This is a genomic window from Romboutsia sp. MSSM.1001216sp_RTP31141st1_G3_RTP31141_220114 (genome assembly GCF_039031195.1).
In the GTDB taxonomy this organism is placed as follows: Bacteria; Bacillota; Clostridia; order Peptostreptococcales; family Peptostreptococcaceae; genus Romboutsia_C; species Romboutsia_C hominis.
The window spans coordinates 139,949-157,355 of sequence record NZ_JBCIUO010000001.1 but is presented as its reverse complement, the minus strand read 5'-3'; the positions used below and the strand labels follow the sequence as shown (position 1 = coordinate 157,355).

20 protein-coding genes are annotated in these 17,407 nt (G+C 28.2%); 6 read left to right on the top strand and 14 right to left on the bottom strand.

Annotation, left to right across the window (positions count from 1 at the left end; translation table 11 throughout):
• Window positions 1-192 precede the first annotated feature (192 nt).
• The 10 genes from mtaB to ABCP60_RS00745 all read right to left on the bottom strand — a co-directional run bounded on the left by mtaB (window position 193) and on the right by ABCP60_RS00745 (window position 8,309).
• Entirely contained in the window at window positions 193-1,494 is a 1,302-nt protein-coding gene (mtaB, locus tag ABCP60_RS00790; RefSeq protein ID WP_092927060.1) for a tRNA (N(6)-L-threonylcarbamoyladenosine(37)-C(2))-methylthiotransferase MtaB, read from the bottom strand.
• Window positions 1,495-2,247: an RsmE family RNA methyltransferase gene (locus tag ABCP60_RS00785; RefSeq protein ID WP_166504950.1), complete on the bottom strand. Its 753-nt coding sequence runs from the start codon at window positions 2,245-2,247 to the stop codon at window positions 1,495-1,497.
• Between the two features lie 8 nt (window positions 2,248-2,255).
• Entirely contained in the window at window positions 2,256-3,197 is a 942-nt protein-coding gene (gene prmA / locus ABCP60_RS00780) for a 50S ribosomal protein L11 methyltransferase (protein WP_092927064.1), read from the bottom strand.
• Window positions 3,198-3,396: 199 nt separating this feature from the next.
• Window positions 3,397-4,251, bottom strand: coding sequence for a MurR/RpiR family transcriptional regulator (locus ABCP60_RS00775; RefSeq protein WP_092927066.1), 855 nt, complete (start codon window positions 4,249-4,251; stop codon window positions 3,397-3,399).
• A gap of 107 nt (window positions 4,252-4,358) precedes the next feature.
• Window positions 4,359-5,855 (bottom strand): PTS transporter subunit EIIC, encoded by a 1,497-nt coding sequence (locus ABCP60_RS00770; protein ID WP_166504949.1) that lies wholly within the window; start codon window positions 5,853-5,855, stop codon window positions 4,359-4,361.
• A 23-nt stretch (window positions 5,856-5,878) separates the two neighbouring features.
• On the bottom strand, window positions 5,879-6,544 hold the full coding sequence (locus ABCP60_RS00765) for an N-acetylmannosamine-6-phosphate 2-epimerase (RefSeq protein WP_092927070.1): 666 nt from the start codon (window positions 6,542-6,544) through the stop codon (window positions 5,879-5,881).
• 236 nt (window positions 6,545-6,780) lie between these two features.
• Window positions 6,781-6,924 (bottom strand): hypothetical protein, encoded by a 144-nt coding sequence (locus tag ABCP60_RS00760; protein WP_240276131.1) that lies wholly within the window; start codon window positions 6,922-6,924, stop codon window positions 6,781-6,783.
• Window positions 6,925-6,953: 29 nt separating this feature from the next.
• A complete protein-coding gene (locus ABCP60_RS00755; protein ID WP_243239960.1) occupies window positions 6,954-7,517 on the bottom strand; it encodes a hypothetical protein in 564 nt (187 codons plus the stop codon).
• A 272-nt stretch (window positions 7,518-7,789) separates the two neighbouring features.
• Entirely contained in the window at window positions 7,790-7,969 is a 180-nt protein-coding gene (locus tag ABCP60_RS00750) for a (2Fe-2S)-binding protein (RefSeq protein ID WP_092927072.1), read from the bottom strand.
• Between the two features lie 10 nt (window positions 7,970-7,979).
• Window positions 7,980-8,309 carry a DUF1540 domain-containing protein gene (locus ABCP60_RS00745; protein WP_092927074.1) on the bottom strand — a complete coding sequence of 110 codons (330 nt, stop codon included), beginning with the start codon at window positions 8,307-8,309 and terminating at the stop codon, window positions 7,980-7,982.
• A 295-nt stretch (window positions 8,310-8,604) separates the two neighbouring features.
• Here ABCP60_RS00745 and ABCP60_RS00740 point away from each other — a divergent pair, with 295 nt between their 5' ends.
• Window positions 8,605-8,772, top strand: a complete 168-nt coding sequence (locus ABCP60_RS00740; RefSeq protein WP_092927076.1) for a (2Fe-2S)-binding protein — start codon at window positions 8,605-8,607, stop codon at window positions 8,770-8,772.
• Window positions 8,773-9,031: 259 nt separating this feature from the next.
• The gene (locus ABCP60_RS00735; protein ID WP_343101429.1) at window positions 9,032-9,337 is read left to right on the top strand and encodes a linear amide C-N hydrolase; all 306 of its coding nucleotides are present in this window, start codon (window positions 9,032-9,034) and stop codon (window positions 9,335-9,337) included.
• A gap of 131 nt (window positions 9,338-9,468) precedes the next feature.
• Here the strand turns inward: ABCP60_RS00735 and sstT are convergent, their stop codons facing one another.
• Window positions 9,469-10,689 (bottom strand): serine/threonine transporter SstT, encoded by a 1,221-nt coding sequence (gene sstT / locus ABCP60_RS00730; protein WP_092927080.1) that lies wholly within the window; start codon window positions 10,687-10,689, stop codon window positions 9,469-9,471.
• Window positions 10,690-10,934: 245 nt separating this feature from the next.
• On the opposite strand from sstT, the gene glsA reads away from it, so the two are divergent.
• The gene (gene glsA / locus ABCP60_RS00725; protein WP_166504946.1) at window positions 10,935-11,861 is read left to right on the top strand and encodes a glutaminase A; all 927 of its coding nucleotides are present in this window, start codon (window positions 10,935-10,937) and stop codon (window positions 11,859-11,861) included.
• A gap of 90 nt (window positions 11,862-11,951) precedes the next feature.
• Here glsA and ABCP60_RS00720 read toward each other — a convergent pair whose 3' ends face one another.
• Window positions 11,952-12,143, bottom strand: coding sequence for a small, acid-soluble spore protein, H family (locus tag ABCP60_RS00720; RefSeq protein WP_092927084.1), 192 nt, complete (start codon window positions 12,141-12,143; stop codon window positions 11,952-11,954).
• Between the two features lie 120 nt (window positions 12,144-12,263).
• Window positions 12,264-12,425: a hypothetical protein gene (locus tag ABCP60_RS00715; protein WP_343101034.1), complete on the bottom strand. Its 162-nt coding sequence runs from the start codon at window positions 12,423-12,425 to the stop codon at window positions 12,264-12,266.
• Between the two features lie 364 nt (window positions 12,426-12,789).
• Between ABCP60_RS00715 and ABCP60_RS00710 the strand changes: the two genes are divergently transcribed.
• On the top strand, window positions 12,790-13,872 hold the full coding sequence (locus tag ABCP60_RS00710; protein WP_166504943.1) for a lysylphosphatidylglycerol synthase transmembrane domain-containing protein: 1,083 nt from the start codon (window positions 12,790-12,792) through the stop codon (window positions 13,870-13,872).
• Between the two features lie 85 nt (window positions 13,873-13,957).
• Here the strand turns inward: ABCP60_RS00710 and ABCP60_RS00705 are convergent, their stop codons facing one another.
• Window positions 13,958-15,322: an amidohydrolase gene (locus ABCP60_RS00705; protein ID WP_343101033.1), complete on the bottom strand. Its 1,365-nt coding sequence runs from the start codon at window positions 15,320-15,322 to the stop codon at window positions 13,958-13,960.
• 231 nt (window positions 15,323-15,553) lie between these two features.
• On the opposite strand from ABCP60_RS00705, the gene ABCP60_RS00700 reads away from it, so the two are divergent.
• Together ABCP60_RS00700 and deoD are read left to right on the top strand one after the other, a co-directional pair.
• Window positions 15,554-16,573, top strand: coding sequence for a BMP family ABC transporter substrate-binding protein (locus ABCP60_RS00700; protein ID WP_092927090.1), 1,020 nt, complete (start codon window positions 15,554-15,556; stop codon window positions 16,571-16,573).
• 38 nt (window positions 16,574-16,611) lie between these two features.
• Entirely contained in the window at window positions 16,612-17,319 is a 708-nt protein-coding gene (gene deoD / locus ABCP60_RS00695) for a purine-nucleoside phosphorylase (protein WP_092927092.1), read from the top strand.
• The last annotated feature ends 88 nt before the right edge of the window (window positions 17,320-17,407 follow it).

The window sequence follows — 17,407 nt, the reverse complement described above, 5'->3', positions numbered from 1 at the left end:
TTTTAGGCTACTTAATCTATTTGTATATAATATTTTACCTACTATTATTTAAAATGCCTTACACAAACCTTTAAACGCGTATTACGCAATTTTTTTAATATATACTGTATTTAATTAAATGTACTAAAAGAAATTATGACAGTTTTTATAAATAGCCATAATTTCTTTTAAGTCATTTTATATTTCTACATATTATACTAAAATTCCTTCTACAAATTCATCATTAACCTTAGTTATCTTAACTTTAAGTATTTGACCTTGTATATCTTTTTCACTATCAACTATAACTCTTATATAATTAGTTGTTAATCCTTCAAATTTATTATCCTTCATTCTATGTTCAAATAGTACTTCTACTTCTTTACCTTCATATTTTGATGCAAACTTTTTAAAGTTTGTATGACCTAAAGCTATAAGCTTATCACTTCTTAACTGCTTCATTTGAGGATCTATTTGATTTTCCATAGTTGCAGCTGGTGTCCCTTTTCTTGGTGAATATTTAAATACATGCATTTGTGAAAGTTCTATTTCTTCTAAGAATTTATTTGTTACACTAAATTCTGCATTAGTTTCCCCTGGGAAACCTACTATAATATCTGTTGTTATTGCAACATCAGGTATATGTGCTCTTAATCTATCAACTATTTCTTTGTATTCTTTAGTTGTATATCTTCTATTCATTCTCTTTAGTGTTTCGTCACATCCACTTTGTAATGATAAATGATAGTGAGGACACACTTTGTCCATTTTAGAAACTTCTTCAACAAACTCTTCTGTGAATAATACTGGTTCAACTGAACTTAATCTTATTCTTTCTATGTTTTCTATTTCATCTATTGCTTTTATAACAGTTAATAAATTCATATTAGCATCTGTTACATCTTTTCCATAAGATGCAACATGTATACCTGTTAGAACTATTTCTTTGTATCCTTTATCTGCTAATTTGTTAGCTTCATTTACTATACTTTCTAAATCTCTACTTCTTACTTTTCCACCTCTAGCATAAGGTATTATACAGTAGGAACAAAATCTATCGCATCCATCTTGTATTTTCATAAATGCTCTAGTTTTTCCGTTTGTTTGATTTATTTCTATTTCTTCAAAGGCTCTTACCTTCATTATATCATCTACTGTACTAGCTTTTTGAGATGCATCTAGTTTTTTAATTTCTTCAACTATTTGTCTTCTTTCGTTAGTACCCATTACTAAGTTTACTTCTTCTATCTCAAGTATTTCTTCTGGTGATACTTGAGAATAGCATCCAACAACTGCTATTATTGCGTCTGGATTTTTCTTTTTCATTCTTCTTATATATTGACGTGATTTTCTATCACTCATATGTGTTACTGTACAAGTGTTTATAACATAAACATCTGCATAGTCTTCGCTTTCAACTTGAACATATCCATCTTTTTTGAACATTTCAAGCATAGCTTCTGTTTCGTATTGATTTACTTTACAACCTAATGTGTAAAATGCTACTTTTTTCACTTATGCTTGTCCTCCTAAGTCACTTAATTCATATAAAACTATAGAAGATGCTACTACTGATGCCGTTTCAGTTCTTAGTATTCTAGGTCCAAGAGATACCGATTGACCATTTATATCTTCTATTTGTTTAATTTCTTCTTCTGCAAATCCACCTTCTGGGCCTACAAATATTCCTATATTATTTATATCTATATCTTTTATAGCTTGTTTTATAGACTTCGTTCTTTCATTTTCATAAGGAACTATATTAAAGTCATTATTTTTCATATCAGCTAATGCTTCTTTGAAACTTAAAACGCCTCTAAGTGTTGGTATTTTTCCTCTTTTACTTTGCTTTGCAGCTTCGTATATTATCCTTTCCCAACGCTCTATTTTTTTGTCTTCTTTTTTATCATCAACTTTGGCTACACTTCTTTTAGTTTGTACTAAGATTATTTCATCCACTCCAACTTCTGTTAACTTTTGAAGTATCATTTCCATCTTAGGACCTTTTGGTAACCCTTGGTATAGCCTTACTTTAAGGTCTGATTCTCTTTTTATATCTATAGTTTCTACTATATCTAGAGTTACTTCTTCTTTAGATATACCCGAAATCTCTGCTATATACTCATTATTGTCATTGTCACATATTTCTAGGCATTCTCCAACTCTACATCTTAAAACTTTTGATATATGTTTTACATCTTCACCTTCTATTATGCAAGTGTTATTTTCTAGGTTTATGTTTTTCTTTTCTACAAAAAATCTATCCATAATTTCACCTACTTAGCTATTTTAGATACTATAGCATTCCACTCACCTAAAGATTCTACATGTACTATTTCTAATCCATTTGAAACTAGTGCTTCTTTAACTTCATCAACCTTTGCATGTATTATTCCTGAAGATATAAATACTGCATCATCTTTCATAAAGTTTTTGATATCTTTAGCTAATAATTTTATTATATCTGCTATTATGTTTGCAACTACTATATCAGCTTTATCAGTTACAACTTCCATTAAATTACCGTGAAGTGCTTTAACACTTTTAGATACATTGTTAAGTTCTATATTTTCTTTAGATACTTTAACTGCTACTTCGTCTAAGTCAACTGCTAGTACATCTCTAGCTCCAAGCTTTGCAGCCGCTATTGCAAGTATCCCACTTCCACATCCGATATCAAATACTTTACTTTCAGGCTTAACGTATTTTTCTAATTCTCTTATACACATGCTTGTAGTTTCGTGAGTTCCTGTCCCAAATGCCATACCTGGATCTAGCTCTATTATAAGGTCTTCATCACCAGCTTCATATTCTTCCCAAGTTGGTTTTACTACTATTTTTTCTCCTATTTTAGTTGGCTTGTAGTAGTTTTTCCATTCATTAGCCCAGTCTTCTTCATCAACGTATGATAATTCAACTATTGCTTCTCCTACATCTATACCGAACTCTTTTAATCCATCTATTCTTTCTTTTATAGATTTAATATCTTCACTTACATCTCTTTCTTCTGTTATGTATGTTTTTATTATTACTCCGTCGTATCCACTATTAAATATTTCTTCTTCAACGAAATCCCAATCAAATTCATTTTTCTTTTGGAATTTGAAGTCTTTAGGATCTTCTATAGATACTCCTCCTACATTGTGTTCGTATAATATATTAGTTATAGCTTCAACTGCTTCTGTTGAAGTTTTTATTGTTATTTCAGTCCATTTCATGTACTACACCATCCTTTTAGAATTCCTGTTTTTACGTAAATTTTATTATATCATATTTAGTATTATCTTTAAAAATAATCTTTTATACTTTTAAAGAAAATTAATTTTTAAAAGTAGTTTTCTTTGAAAGTATTATTAATTAATTTTATAATATTAAAAAAGGCCAAGAAAATTCTTGCCCTAATTTACATTAGCATATTTACCTATATATTGTATATTTGCCTTTTATAGCTTCTGTTGTCTTTAATTTATTGTCATGTGCTATACCACCCATATCTTTGACTACTTGTGTATATATAATATCCAATACAAACATCTGAGCAAGTTTTGAATACATTGAACCACTTTCAAATACTCCTTCATTTGAAATATACGATAAACATATGTCTGATAAACTCCTAACCTTAGAATCTTTATCATTAGTTACAGAAATTACAGTAGCTTCATTTTTCTTCGCCATTTCTACTGAACTTACTATATCTTCTGTCTCTCCTGTATGAGATACACAAACTATTATATCTCCTTTTTTCATTAAAGAAGACATCATTAATATAGTATGACTATCACTAAAGTAATTACAATTTATCCCTATCCTCATAAATTTATAATTAATATCTTGTGCGATTATTCCAGAGTATCCAACTCCAACAAAATACACTTTATTTGCTTCTCTTATTAGTTTTGAGCACTTATGAATATCTTCATAGTTTATTATTTGTGCTGTATTTTCTAAAACATATATGTTGTTATGTAAAAGCTTTTTAGCAGTTTCTCTTGCATGTTCCTTATTATCTATACTGCTATCTATTATATGCTTGTTCTGGATATTCGTAACTTCTTGTGCTAAGGTTACCTTAAAGTCTTGAAATCCACTAAACCCTATCTTCTTAGCAAATCTAGTTATAGTAGCTTCTCCAATATTATTATCTTTAGCTATTTCTGATATAGATTTATATGAAAAGTTTTCCATATCATTTTTTATGTAATCTATTATTTGTCTTTCTGATTTAGTAAATTTTAAATTTTTATCATCTAATTTATTTATTATACTCATTTAACCAGCCCTTTTTATAATAATTCTTTAACTTCCTTTAATTATTTTTAATATTAAAAGGTGTATAAAATATTATACACCTTTTAAGTATTTAGAAACTATATAAATTATTCATTAGTTCCTAATATATCATTTATTATATTTTTATATAAAACTGCTTTGGCTCCAAATACTGCTTGTATTCCTCCACCAACTTCTAATACATCTATTGCTCCTATTTTTTTAATTGTAGCTTTATCTACTTTATTGACATCTTTAACCGATACTCTAAGTCTTGTTATACATGCATCAACTTCTTCTATATTTTCTGCTCCACCTAATGCTTCTATTATAACAACTGCATCGTCCTTTAAAGAATCTTTATCAGTTACTTTAACTTCTTCAACTTCATCGTCTCCTCTTCCTGGCGTTGGTATATTAAACTTTGTTATGAAGAATCTAAAAGACACATAATATATTGCAAACCATAATAATCCTACTGGTATTACTAACATCCAATTTGTTTTGTCATTTCCTTGTAATACCCCAAATAATGTGAAATCTATTATACCGCCAGAGAAAGTATTACCTATTGATATGTTTAATATGTCTGCCACAAAGAAAGATATACCATCTAGTACTGCATGGAAAACATATAAAAGTGGTGATATAAATAAGAACATAAACTCTATTGGCTCAGTTATACCTGTTACAAATGAAGTTAAAGCTGCTCCTAAGAATAATCCACCTACTAAATTTCTTTTTTCTTTAGGTACACAGTGATACATTGCTAAACATGCTGCTGGTAACCCAAACATCATTGTTGCGAATCTACCTGCAAAGAATCTTGTTCCTTCTGTAAATAACCCTACATGATTTGGATCTGCTAATTGTGCAAAGAATATATTTTGAGCTCCTACTACTTGCTTTCCTGCTACTGTTGCTACTCCTCCAAGCTCTGTCATCCAAAACATTGGATATATCATGTGATGAAGTCCTACTGCTCCACAAATTCTCATTAAGAACCCATAAAAAAATGTTCCTACTGGCCCAAGTACTGCTATCTTCTCACCTAATACTACTAACCAACCTTGGAATGTTGGCCATACTATAAAGAATATCGCTCCTACAAATATTGATGCAAATGCTGTTGCTATTGGAACAAATCTTGAACCACCAAAGAAACCAAGTACTGCTGGTAATTGTATGTTATTGTATCTATTATGTAGCCATACTGCAACTGATGCTATTGCAATTGAACCTATAACTCCAGTATCTATTGCGGGTGCATCTGGTGTAAATATTCCAAGCATTGCTTTTATAGATGCATTCATTATAACGTATCCTACCAACGCCGCTAATGCCGCTGTTCCCTTATCTTTTTTAGCTAACCCTACTGCTAATCCTACTCCTAATATTAATGCTAAATTTCCAAATACAGCGTCTCCTGCTGATGACATTATAGTAAATATTGCTTGTAGCCACGGTATATTTAAAAATGGATAAGCATTTATAGTATTTGGATTTGATAATGCTCCTCCTATTCCTAAAAGTAAACCTGCTGCTGGTAATATTGCTATAGGTAGCATAAATGACTTTCCTACTTTTTGTAAGTATTTAAACATATTTGTCTCCCCTTTATATGATTTTACTTTATAGCATTTACAAACTTTGCTGTTATAAGTTGTGGTCTAGTTATAGCTGAACCTACTACTGCTGAAAATGCCCCATTTTCATATACATCCTTTAAATCCTTTGGTGTATTTATTCTTCCTTCTGCTATAACTGGTATATATAATTCATTTGATAATTTTTTTATAAGCTCTAAATTTGGACCTTCATGCTTTTCTGAGTAAGAAGTATATCCACATAATGTTGTCGATATACAATCACACCCTAGATTTTGAGCATTTAAGGCTTCTTCATATGTTGATATATCTGCCATTACTAAAATACCAAAGCTATGTATATAATCTATTAAATCTTTTAAAGTTTCACCATTTGGTCTAACTCTATCAGTAGCATCTATTGCTATCATTTCACATTTTGTCTTTGAAAGTTCTTCTACTTCTTTTTTGGTAGGTGTTATATATATTTCTGAATCACTATAATTTCTTTTTATAATTCCTATTACTGGTAAATTAGTTGTTTTTTTTATTTCTAATATATCTTCCACGCCTTGTGCTCTTATAGCTACTGCTCCACCTTCTTTAGCTGCTTTTGCCATCTTTCCCATTACAAATGAACTATGTAATGGTTCATTTTCTAAAGCTTGGCACGATACTATAAGTTTTCCTTTTATTTGTGTAAACATCATCTTCCCCTCTTCGCAATCGTTTTTTATGTTCAAATTTTATCATATCATTTTTATTTCTGCAAGTTTTTTTCCTTTTTTATTATTTTCTCAGTCTATTATTTATATTTTAGAAAAATATTTTCATTTTTGAAATTAATCAAAATATCTATATTAAATTCAATTGTGAGTATTATCTTCTTTGTATATAAAAAGCTGTCTAAAAGTATTTTAACTTCTTTTAGACAGCTTTTTTCTTATGTATCTTGATTAGATATTTGCCTTGGCCACGAAAGTAAATCTTTTCTAGATATTTCTAATTCTTTTTCTTTAGGAAAATGTATACTACAGAAATAATTATGATAATTTGCAGTCCATACATACTTGTCCCATACTCTCATGTTTTCTCTATTTATAAATAATTGTTCTTCTATTTTCTTTTTATGTCTAAGTAATAATTCATATTGAACTCTCTCAAATTCATATTCATTACTACACTCTGTATAATATTAAATATAGTATTTAAGTAATTTAAAAACCAATTTCCATCATTATCTATAAGTATTTTATTTTTCTGAGGTGCTACATCATAATGGTTCATATAAGTTTGTACTTTTGATACGGTATTGTTATCTAATATAATCCTTGGGTAACAAGCAATCTTACTTTCTGTGTTGTGGGCATCCAATAGCGCTGGTCCAAAAACTATATCTTCATTTATATAAAAGTCCCCCATGCTTATACCACCACGAACGAAAAGTCCTTCTAAGGATAGTTTAAACTGATACTCTGCTACATTTTCTAATATTTCATCTAGTTCTTTTTCTCCATCCCCTTTTATAGGATAGGCCACTACCATGTTATCCGTAAATATTTTTATTTTACCTTTACTGTATTTATTAGGTATTATACATTGTTTATTTTTATTTATAAGGTAGTTTATTTCTGTTGGTAGATTATTCCCATATCCATTTTTAGAGGAATTCACTATCATTTGTGAAAATCCTAGTATGTCTATCGCACATACAATAGAGTTTACCAACCTTGGATTGTCTCATCATATTTTATTACATTCATTTTTACAAATCCTTAACTAATAATCATATATATTATACTTTATTTTTTAATAATCTACTATAAGCTTGTATGCGCACATAAATAAAATATATACTACCTTTAACTTATATTTTTTAGTATAAAAATACTCCATATATTTTTTAGTATAAAAATATATGGAGTATTTTAGTAATTCTAAGATTTTTTTCTTTATTTATGTTTTTCTATTAATTCCTCAATTTTAGAAATACATCTGCTGCCTTTACATGGACCAGTTGTTGCTTCAGTCTTTTCTTTTACAGCTTCTATACTTGTTGCTCCTTCTTTTATAGCTTTTACTATTGCTTCCTCACTTATGCTTTTGCATAGACATATTATATTTTCACTCATATTTTCCTCCTTATTTTTGCTTGAATGTAGAACATTTTGTTTCCATATATAAGTTTACATTTTCTCCACTTACTTGTACTACATCTGCATTGCATAATTTGTTATTGTTATATGTACATGTAGCTACATTGCATATTAAACAATCACAAGCATTACTTGAATTTTTACCTTCACTTGCATTATTTATTAACGTTGAGTAATGTCTTTTGTCTAAGAAAGAACCACAACATGTTTCTTCTGTATTTTTTGCTCCTTGTCCACCTATATTTACACGATTAGCATAACAAGTATCTTGACAATTATGAGCACAGTTTGTTACACTACAACTTATTTTTTTCATATATACTCATCCTTCTTTTTATATTTTAAACTAAGATTATTTTTAACAATTTAAAAAGTATTATACAACTGTTTACTTAAAAATCTTTTCTGTACTTTATTTTTCTTTTGTATAGATTATAATTTAGATGTCTTATTAGAAGTTTCATACTTTAAAATAAATAACATATGCTAATTATATAAACATAGATGCGATAACTTTTTAAGACATAATATTTTAATTTTTATGATTGAACACCTTTTCCTTGGGTATCTACAATTGTAAGAATATATTAAAGTTTAAAGGAGAATTTAAAATGGAAAATAAAACAGTATGTTTTTGTAAACAAGTTAAATATTTAGATATAAAAAAAGCTATAGAAGAAGGCGCTAAAACAGTAGAAGATATTAAAAATGCTACTGGTGCAGCTACTGGATGTGGTAGATGTGTATCTTCTATAGAAGAAATCTTAAAAGAAAAATAATAAATAAATCTTAAAAATATTACTCATACAAAAAAAGTGCTTAAATTAAGCACTTTTTTGTTTTCTTATTTTTGTATTTTTAAGTTTAATTATTTGTTTATAAAATTTATATAATAATTTAACAATAAAGGAAATGTCTAAAATATGTACTGGTTTAACTTTAACAACTAATAATATCTATCATTTATTTTGAAAATCTATGGATATTAAATATAATTTTAATCAATCTGTTCATTTTATATCAAGAAACTTTACTTAAATAAATGCTGTTAATGGTAAAATCAATAAAATGAAATATGCAATTTTAGGAATGGTAACTACTATAGACAATCATCCTTTGCTTAATTATGTTCTTAATGAAAAAAGATTAACTTATGCTGAATTAAATTTTCTAGAATATGCTTACTATGAGAAAAAATCATTAGAAAGTAAATTAAATTTAGGTCCTTGGTCGGTGGCTCTGTTATTACACCTCAAGGTAAATATGTTCAAAGAAAATTTAGATGCAGATACTTTAAAGTCTTTTACATATATTAATAAACCTGTTATACATTTTGCTAGTTAGTTTATGTAATCTAAAACATACTTTAATTTATTTAAATAAAAAAGAGGATAAGTATCCTCTTTTTTATTTTCTATCTAATTTAGTATAAATACATTTTAAATATATAAATTACGCTCATTTAAGTTTTATTTTTATGCTCCTTTTTTCTCTTTTCTATTTTTAGCATATTCTGCCACGGCTGTAAAAAGCACATCCGTAGAAGAATTTAATGCTGTTTCACAAGAATCTTGTATAACCCCTACTATAAATCCTACTCCTACTACTTGCATTGCTATATCGTTTGATATACCAAATAAGCTACAAGCTAGAGGTATTAAAAGTAGTGACCCTCCTGCTACTCCAGATGCTCCACAAGCACTTACTGCTGACATTAAACTAAGCAATAATGCCATACCCATATCTACTTCTATTCCTAAAGTATTGACTGCTGCTAATGTTAATACTGATATTGTTATAGCAGCTCCTGCCATATTTATAGTTGCTCCTAGTGGTATTGATACTGAGTATGTGTCTTTATTTAAATTTAATTCTTCACATAGCTTCATGTTTACTGGTATATTTGCAGCTGAACTTCTTGTGAAAAATGCGGTTATTCCACTATTTTTCAAACATTTAAATACTAAAGGATATGGATTTTCTCTCATGTATACATAAGCTATTATAGGATTTACTACTAATGCTATAAATGCCATACATCCTATTAATACTACTATTAAATGTCCATAACTAAGAAGTGATTCTATTCCTTGTGTTGCTATAGAATTAAATACCAATCCCATTATACCAAGTGGTGCAAAATTTATTATCCACCTTACAACCGTTGATAGAGCATCTGATACATTTGATATTACTAATTTTGTTGAACTTGAGGCATTTTTTAAAGCTAATCCTAGCATTAATGACCATGATAATATACCTATATAATTTGCATTTAAAAGTGCACTTACTGGATTATCAACCACATTCATTAGTAATGATTTTAATACTTCTACTATACCTTCTGGTGGTACAACATCTTTAGCTCCCTCTACTAATGTTAATGTTGTTGGAAATATAAAACTTCCTACTACTGCTGTTAATCCAGCTAAAAATGTTCCTAACAAATAAAGTACTAAAATTGATTTCATATTTGTTTGCTGACCTTTTTCATGGCTAGATATCGCTGACATTACTAAGAAAAATACAAGAATTGGTGCTACCGCTTTTAATGCCCCTACGAATAAAGAACCAAAAATCACTATTGGACTTGCTATGTCTTTAGCTGTAAGTGCAAGTATTATTCCTATTATCAGTCCTATTAATATTCTTTTTACCAAACTTATTTTATTCCATTTGTTTATTAAACCCTTCATGATCTCCCCCTTTTTCTTTCTTCTATTTTTAGTTCTTATAGAGTATATATGCTTTTTTACTAACCCTATTCTATTTATTTTTAACTTTATATATAAAGTTAAGTAATGATTTGATTGTATAGATTCTAAATTTGTTAATAGTTAATTTTTATAATATTTTTTGAATTTTTAGATATGTTTTTTTGATGTGCTTTAGGGTAAGTACACTACTAATAACAAATTTTATAAAAAAGGAAGCGATTTTTATGTTTGATTTACTAAACAAAATAGTTAATGAAAACAAAAAATACATAAAAAATGGTCATGTAGCTACCTATATACCAGCACTTGCTGAAGTTGATGAAAACCAGCTTGGTGTAGCTATTGTAGATTTGAGAGATTGCAATTGTAAGGAATACTTTGCTGGAGATTATAATAAATCTTTTGCAATAGAAAGTACTTCTAAGGTCATAGCTCTTATAATGGCTATGATGGATAATTCACCACAGTATGTTTTTAGAAAAATAGGGGTTGAGCCTAGTGGTTTTGCTTTTAATTCTATTCTTAATATGAAAATAAATAATAAGCCTTATCCATCTAATCCATTTATAAATGCAGGTGCTATTATTGTTAATTCACTTATAATGGGTAAAAATAGTAATGAGAAAACCAATAGAATATTAGAATTTACTAGAAAGTTAACTAACAATCCTAATATTCATGTAATTGAAGATATTTATTTATCTGAAAAAAGAACTGGTGATATAAATAGGTCTTTAGCTTATTACATGAAGGGGCATGGCCTAATTGATAATGTTGAAGATGTTTTAGACTGTTATTTTAGACAATGTTCTATTTCTGTTACTGCTATAGATTTGGCAAGGATTGGGGCTATTTTAGCTAACAAAGGAGTCAGTCCTTTTACTGGCGAAATGATTATACCTAGAGATATTTGTACTATTGTTAAGTCTATAATGGTTACTTGTGGCCTTTATGATGAATCTGGTGATTTTGCAGTACATATTGGAATACCTGCTAAATCTGGTGTTGGCGGTGGTATACTTGCTACTGTACCTAATAAAATGGGAATAGGTGTATTTGGACCTTCACTTGATGCTATGGGTAATAGTGTTGCTGGTGTTAAGATTTTACAACAGTTGTCTAACGAGCTAGTTTTAGATATATTTGATTAAATTAAAAAGATGCTTAAAATAATTATTTTAAGCATCTTTTTATGATTGTATGTTAAGCATATAGATTATTATGTAATCTATTAATTTTCTCTATTGTTGTTTTTTCTCACTTAGCTCTTCTATTAAAATATCAAAACCTCTTTTATTATTTATTGATTTAACATATGCAGTTCCTATATTACTATTAAGACTAACTATATTTACTGGCTCATTTTGATAATATACTACGATATTTTCCTTTTGCTTTGAGTTCATTATCTCTGCTGCTCTTCTTAATTGCATGATGTTCCTCCTAAATGTTGTTTTAGTCTTAGTTTTTCATTTTTAAATTATTTTATTCTTACATACATATCATAATCCTATATATATCTTTAATATGTTTAATCATATTCCAGTATACTTTTATTTCATCTGCTGCTTTAAATAAATCTCTTTGTCATTCCATAACTCTACTTGTCTATTTATCTTTTCTTGAAGCTCTTTTTGGGTACTTGCCTTTATAATTTTAGCTTCTTTTAAATAAGTATTTTCTATAACTTGTAAACAATTATGTTTCTTTAGCATAATTCCTCCTAAAAACTTTTACATTAGTTTTTTCAAAATTTATTCTATTTATCCATGATTTATCCTTCTAATATTTTAATATTACCATCTGCATATCGCTTTATATGAAACTATTATAAGTTTAGTTGATATATACTTTTGTAATTCCTTTTTTTATATGTATAATATATATATAACTTACATTCGATAAACTTTGGTGAATTCAAAGAGATTTATTGCAAGATAAATGTGATTTTTTATTGTTATATAAAAAATCACTTATATACAAATTTAATAGTTTTTTGTAAATTTGATAGATACTATTTTTTATTTCGAACTTAATTAAAAGAGTTGAAAATAGACATTTTTAAATAGGGGTGGTATTATGAAAAAAATAAGTAAAAAGCCTAAAAATCTTTTGCAATACATTTTTTTAATCCTTTTAATGACAGTAACCACTTATTTAGTCGCTAGTACATTAGATATAAATATTTTATCTGATATTTTAAAAGTAATTGATTATAAGTATATAGCTGTTGGATTTTTATTAATGATTTCATATATAATTTTAGAAGGTTATATTTTAAGAGTTATAATAAACTCTATACATGGAGCTAAAACCAAATTTTTAGGATATAAAGTAGGTATATTAGGTCTTTATTATAACTTAGTTACTCCTATGGCATCTGGTAGTCAACCTATGCAAGTTTATGAGTTATCAAAATCTAATATATCAGCTAGCAAAGCTGTTGCAGTTGTCTCTAATAAAACTGTTATATATCAAATTATGGTAACTTTATATTGTATTTTTTTAATGGCTTTTAATGTAGATGTTCTTAAATCTACTTTAAAACCTGTACTTACTTTCATTGCTATGGGTATGTCTCTTAATATAGTTACTTTATGCTTCGGATTTTTTATAGTTTATAGACCAACTCAAACTAAAAAGTTTGTTCACTTTATTTTTAATTTATTAAGTAAAATTAAATTTTTAAAATTTTTAGATAACAAACGACCAAAAGTGAATAGCTTTATAGATGAGTATAATTTTTCCATTAAATCCTTTATAAAGGATAAGAAAGCTTTGTTTAAATCTACATTACTTACAATTGTTCAGCTTACTATTTACTTTAGCATAGCATTTTGTATATATAAAGCTCTTAGATTAAGTGGTGCTTCTTATTTTTATATGCTGTCACTACAAGTCTTTTTATATATGGCTGTTTCTGCTATGCCTACACCAGGCAATGTTGGTGCTAATGAAATAGCATTCTTTACAATATTTGGTGGTATATTCTCTAAAGCTATTATTGGTTATTCTGTATTCTTATATGGAATATTTGTATATTATTTTATTTTAATAGTTTGTGGATTATTTACTATATTATCTCAAGGTAATGTATTTAGAAAAATAAGATTATGGCTTAGATTTGCAAAGTATAAAATGAACACGGCTACTAGTAAGTAGTAGATTCTAATATAAAAATCCAACAGCTTTTACTGTTGGATTTTTATATTTATTTAAAATTACATAATTTATTAATTTATCATATTTATTTTATTATTTTAAAGTTAGTTGTTAAGTTTATATTAGCTTTTTTTCTTATTTTTTCTGCTTGATTCTTTACTTTTTCTAAAAGCTCTACCTCATCTAATACTAATATTTCTTTTTCTTTCATTAACCACTTACCATCACATATTGTTGATTCAATATTTTCACTACTCATAGAGTATACTATATTTCCTATTGGATTATGCATTGGCAGTGAATGTATAGTGTTTGGGTTAAGTATTATCATATCTGCTTTTTTACCAACTTCAAGACTTCCTATTTCCTTTTCTAATAATGCACACTTTGCACCGTTTATAGTAGCCATTTCTAATACTGTCTCTGCATTTACAACTTCTGGGTTTAACGTTCTACCTTTATGTATTAATGATGTTAGGTACATATCTCTCATCATGTCCATTCTATTGTTTGACGGAGCTCCATCTGTTCCTATTGATACAGGTATTCCCTTTTCTAACATTTCAGGTACTGATGCAAACCCTAATACTACTTTCATAGCTGCTGCTGGATTATGTGAAACTTTAACATCATAGAATCTAAATAGCTCTATTTCTCTTTCTGTTAACCATACTGTATGAACAGCCAATAAATTTTTATCTAGCACTCCTAATTTATTTAGATGTTCTACTGTTGTAAGCCCTGCTCTAAGCTTTGCAAATTCAACTTCATCTTCTATTTCAGCAACATGCATATGTATACCTGTTTTGTATTTATCTGCTAATTGTTTAGTTTTAAGTATTAATTCATCAGAGTTATTAAATATTGTTCTAAGAGCAAACCATATTTTTACCCTTTCATTAGATGTATTGTTATATTTATTATATAACTCTTCTTGTGTATCTAATTCTTCTTGTGCAGCTTTATCAAATGCTTTAGGTAATCCTTCCCCCTCATCCATTACTGATTTTGCTAAACATGCTCTTATTCCTGTTTTATTTACTGCTTCTACCATTGCATCTACATATTGTCCGCCTGATTCTAAGAAAGTTGTTACTCCTGAACGTATTAATTCTATACAGCAAGCTGTTGATGATATTAATGAATCTTCATAATCAAAACTACTTTCATAAGGCCATACTCGTTCTCTTAACCAAGTTAATAAATTTACATCATCTGCTATTCCTCTGCCTAGTTGTTGAGACAAATGAACATGAGTATTTACTAATCCTGGCATAAGTATTTTCCCTTTTGCATCATACACTTCTGCACCAGAACTTACTATACTTTCATCAAAATTTCCAACTGCCTTTATTTTATTATCTTCTATTAACAGTTTGCCATTTTCATAAACTTCCCTTTGTCCATTCATTGTTATCAAATATGCATTTTTTATAAGTATCTGCTTCATAATAAACTCCCTTTTTCTCATTTTTTAAAATTATATATTAATCACGAACATTTTTCAATATTTTAAACTTAAAATACGATTTATTTATTTATTATTTTTATTTAATACATCATACTTATTGAATATTTTTTATTAGTATATCATATTTTGTATTTTTTTATAAAAAACTGTTGTATTTTATATAAGTTTTATATTAAAATAAAATCAATCAATGAACATTGGAGGTAAAATATGAGGTTTAAGAAAATATTGACAGCAGGGGTTGTTTTATCATTGATGTCTTTTGCTCTTGTGGGATGTAGTTCAAGTAGTGGTAGTAAAGAATCTGATACTTTAAAGATAACTATGATATCTGACTTAGGTGGTATAAATGACCAGTCTTTTAATCAATCAGCTTGGGAAGGACTGCAAAAAGCTGAAAAAGAGCTTGGAGTTGATGTTGAAGTCATACAATCTAAACAAGTGTCTGATTATGCTCAAAATGTTGAAACAGCTGTAGATAATGATTCTGACTTAGTAATTGGTATAGGTTTTCAAATGGATGAAGCTATAAGAGAAGCTGCTGAAAACTATCCAGATCAAAAATTCGCTATTATAGATCATTCTTATGAAAAGCAACCAGCAAATGTAAACTCTATAATGTTTAATGCTGAAGAAGCATCTTATTTAGTAGGATTAATAGCTGGTATGAAAACTGAAACTAATACTGTTGGTTTTATAGGGGGCACTAAAAATCCAATAATAGAAAGTTTTGAGTATGGTTTCTTAGCAGGTGTTGATGATGCAGGAAAGGGTACTAAAGTTTTAAGACAATATGCAGATACTTATTCAGATGCGGCTAAAGGAAAAGCTATTGCTAATCAAATGCATTCAAATAATGTAGATATAATATTTACAGCAGCTGGAGATACTGGTTCGGGAGCTATAGAAGCTGCTAGAGAAAATAATAAAATGGCAATAGGTGTTGATAAAGACCAAAACTCTTTAGCACCTGACAATGTTATAACTTCTGCTATTAAAAGGGTTGATATGGTAGTATATAATACGGTTAAAGATTTAGTTAACGGAGATTTTAAAGGTGGGGAAATAAGTGTTTTCGGAATTAATGAAGATGGAGTTGGAATAGCTCCTACTACTGAAAAAAATGTTAATGAAGAAATTTTAGCATTTGTTAAAGAACAAACTGAAAAAGTGAAAAAGGGAGAAATAACTATTCCTGTTAATCAAAAGGAATATGATAATAGAAAATAATATTTAAAATATATATGACATTTTAGGAGGATTTAGACATGGGATTAACACCACATAACGCTGCAAATTTAGGAGATATAGCTGAAACTATACTTTTACCTGGAGATCCATTAAGAGCTAAATTTATAGCTGAAAATTTTTTAGAAAATGCAGTTGAGTATAATACGGTTAGGGGAATGTACGGATATACAGGATATTACAAAGGTAAAAGAATATCAGTTCAAGGTACTGGTATGGGTGGACCTTCTATGGGAATATATTCTTATGAATTAATACATTTTTATGGTGTTAAAAATCTTATAAGAATAGGTTCTGCTGGTGCTTTAAATAGCAATCTAAAAATACATGATATAGTTATAGGTATGGCAGCTTGTACTGATTCAAATTACGGGTCTCAGTATAATTTACCTGGTACATTTGCTCCAATAGCTAGTTTTGAATTAGTAAAAAAAGCTCATGATATAGCTTTAGAAAAGGGAATAACTCCAGTAGTTGGTAACATATTCTCTAGTGATGTTTTCTACAACGATGGCGGTTTAGATGCATTAAAATCATGGAGTAAGATGAATGTATTAGCTGTTGAGATGGAGGCTGCTGCTTTATATATGAACGCTGCTCGTGCAGGAGTTAATGCATTATGTATGTTAACAATATCTGATTTACCTTTTGAAGGTGTTGCTACTACTGCTATGGAAAGACAAACTGCTTTTACTAAAATGATGGAAATTGCTTTAGAATTAGCTTAATGTTATTATCTATGAAATTATTTCTTTAAGCACTACAATCATGATATAATACCTAAATTTTTACAATCAATTTCAAATTAAATTAAAA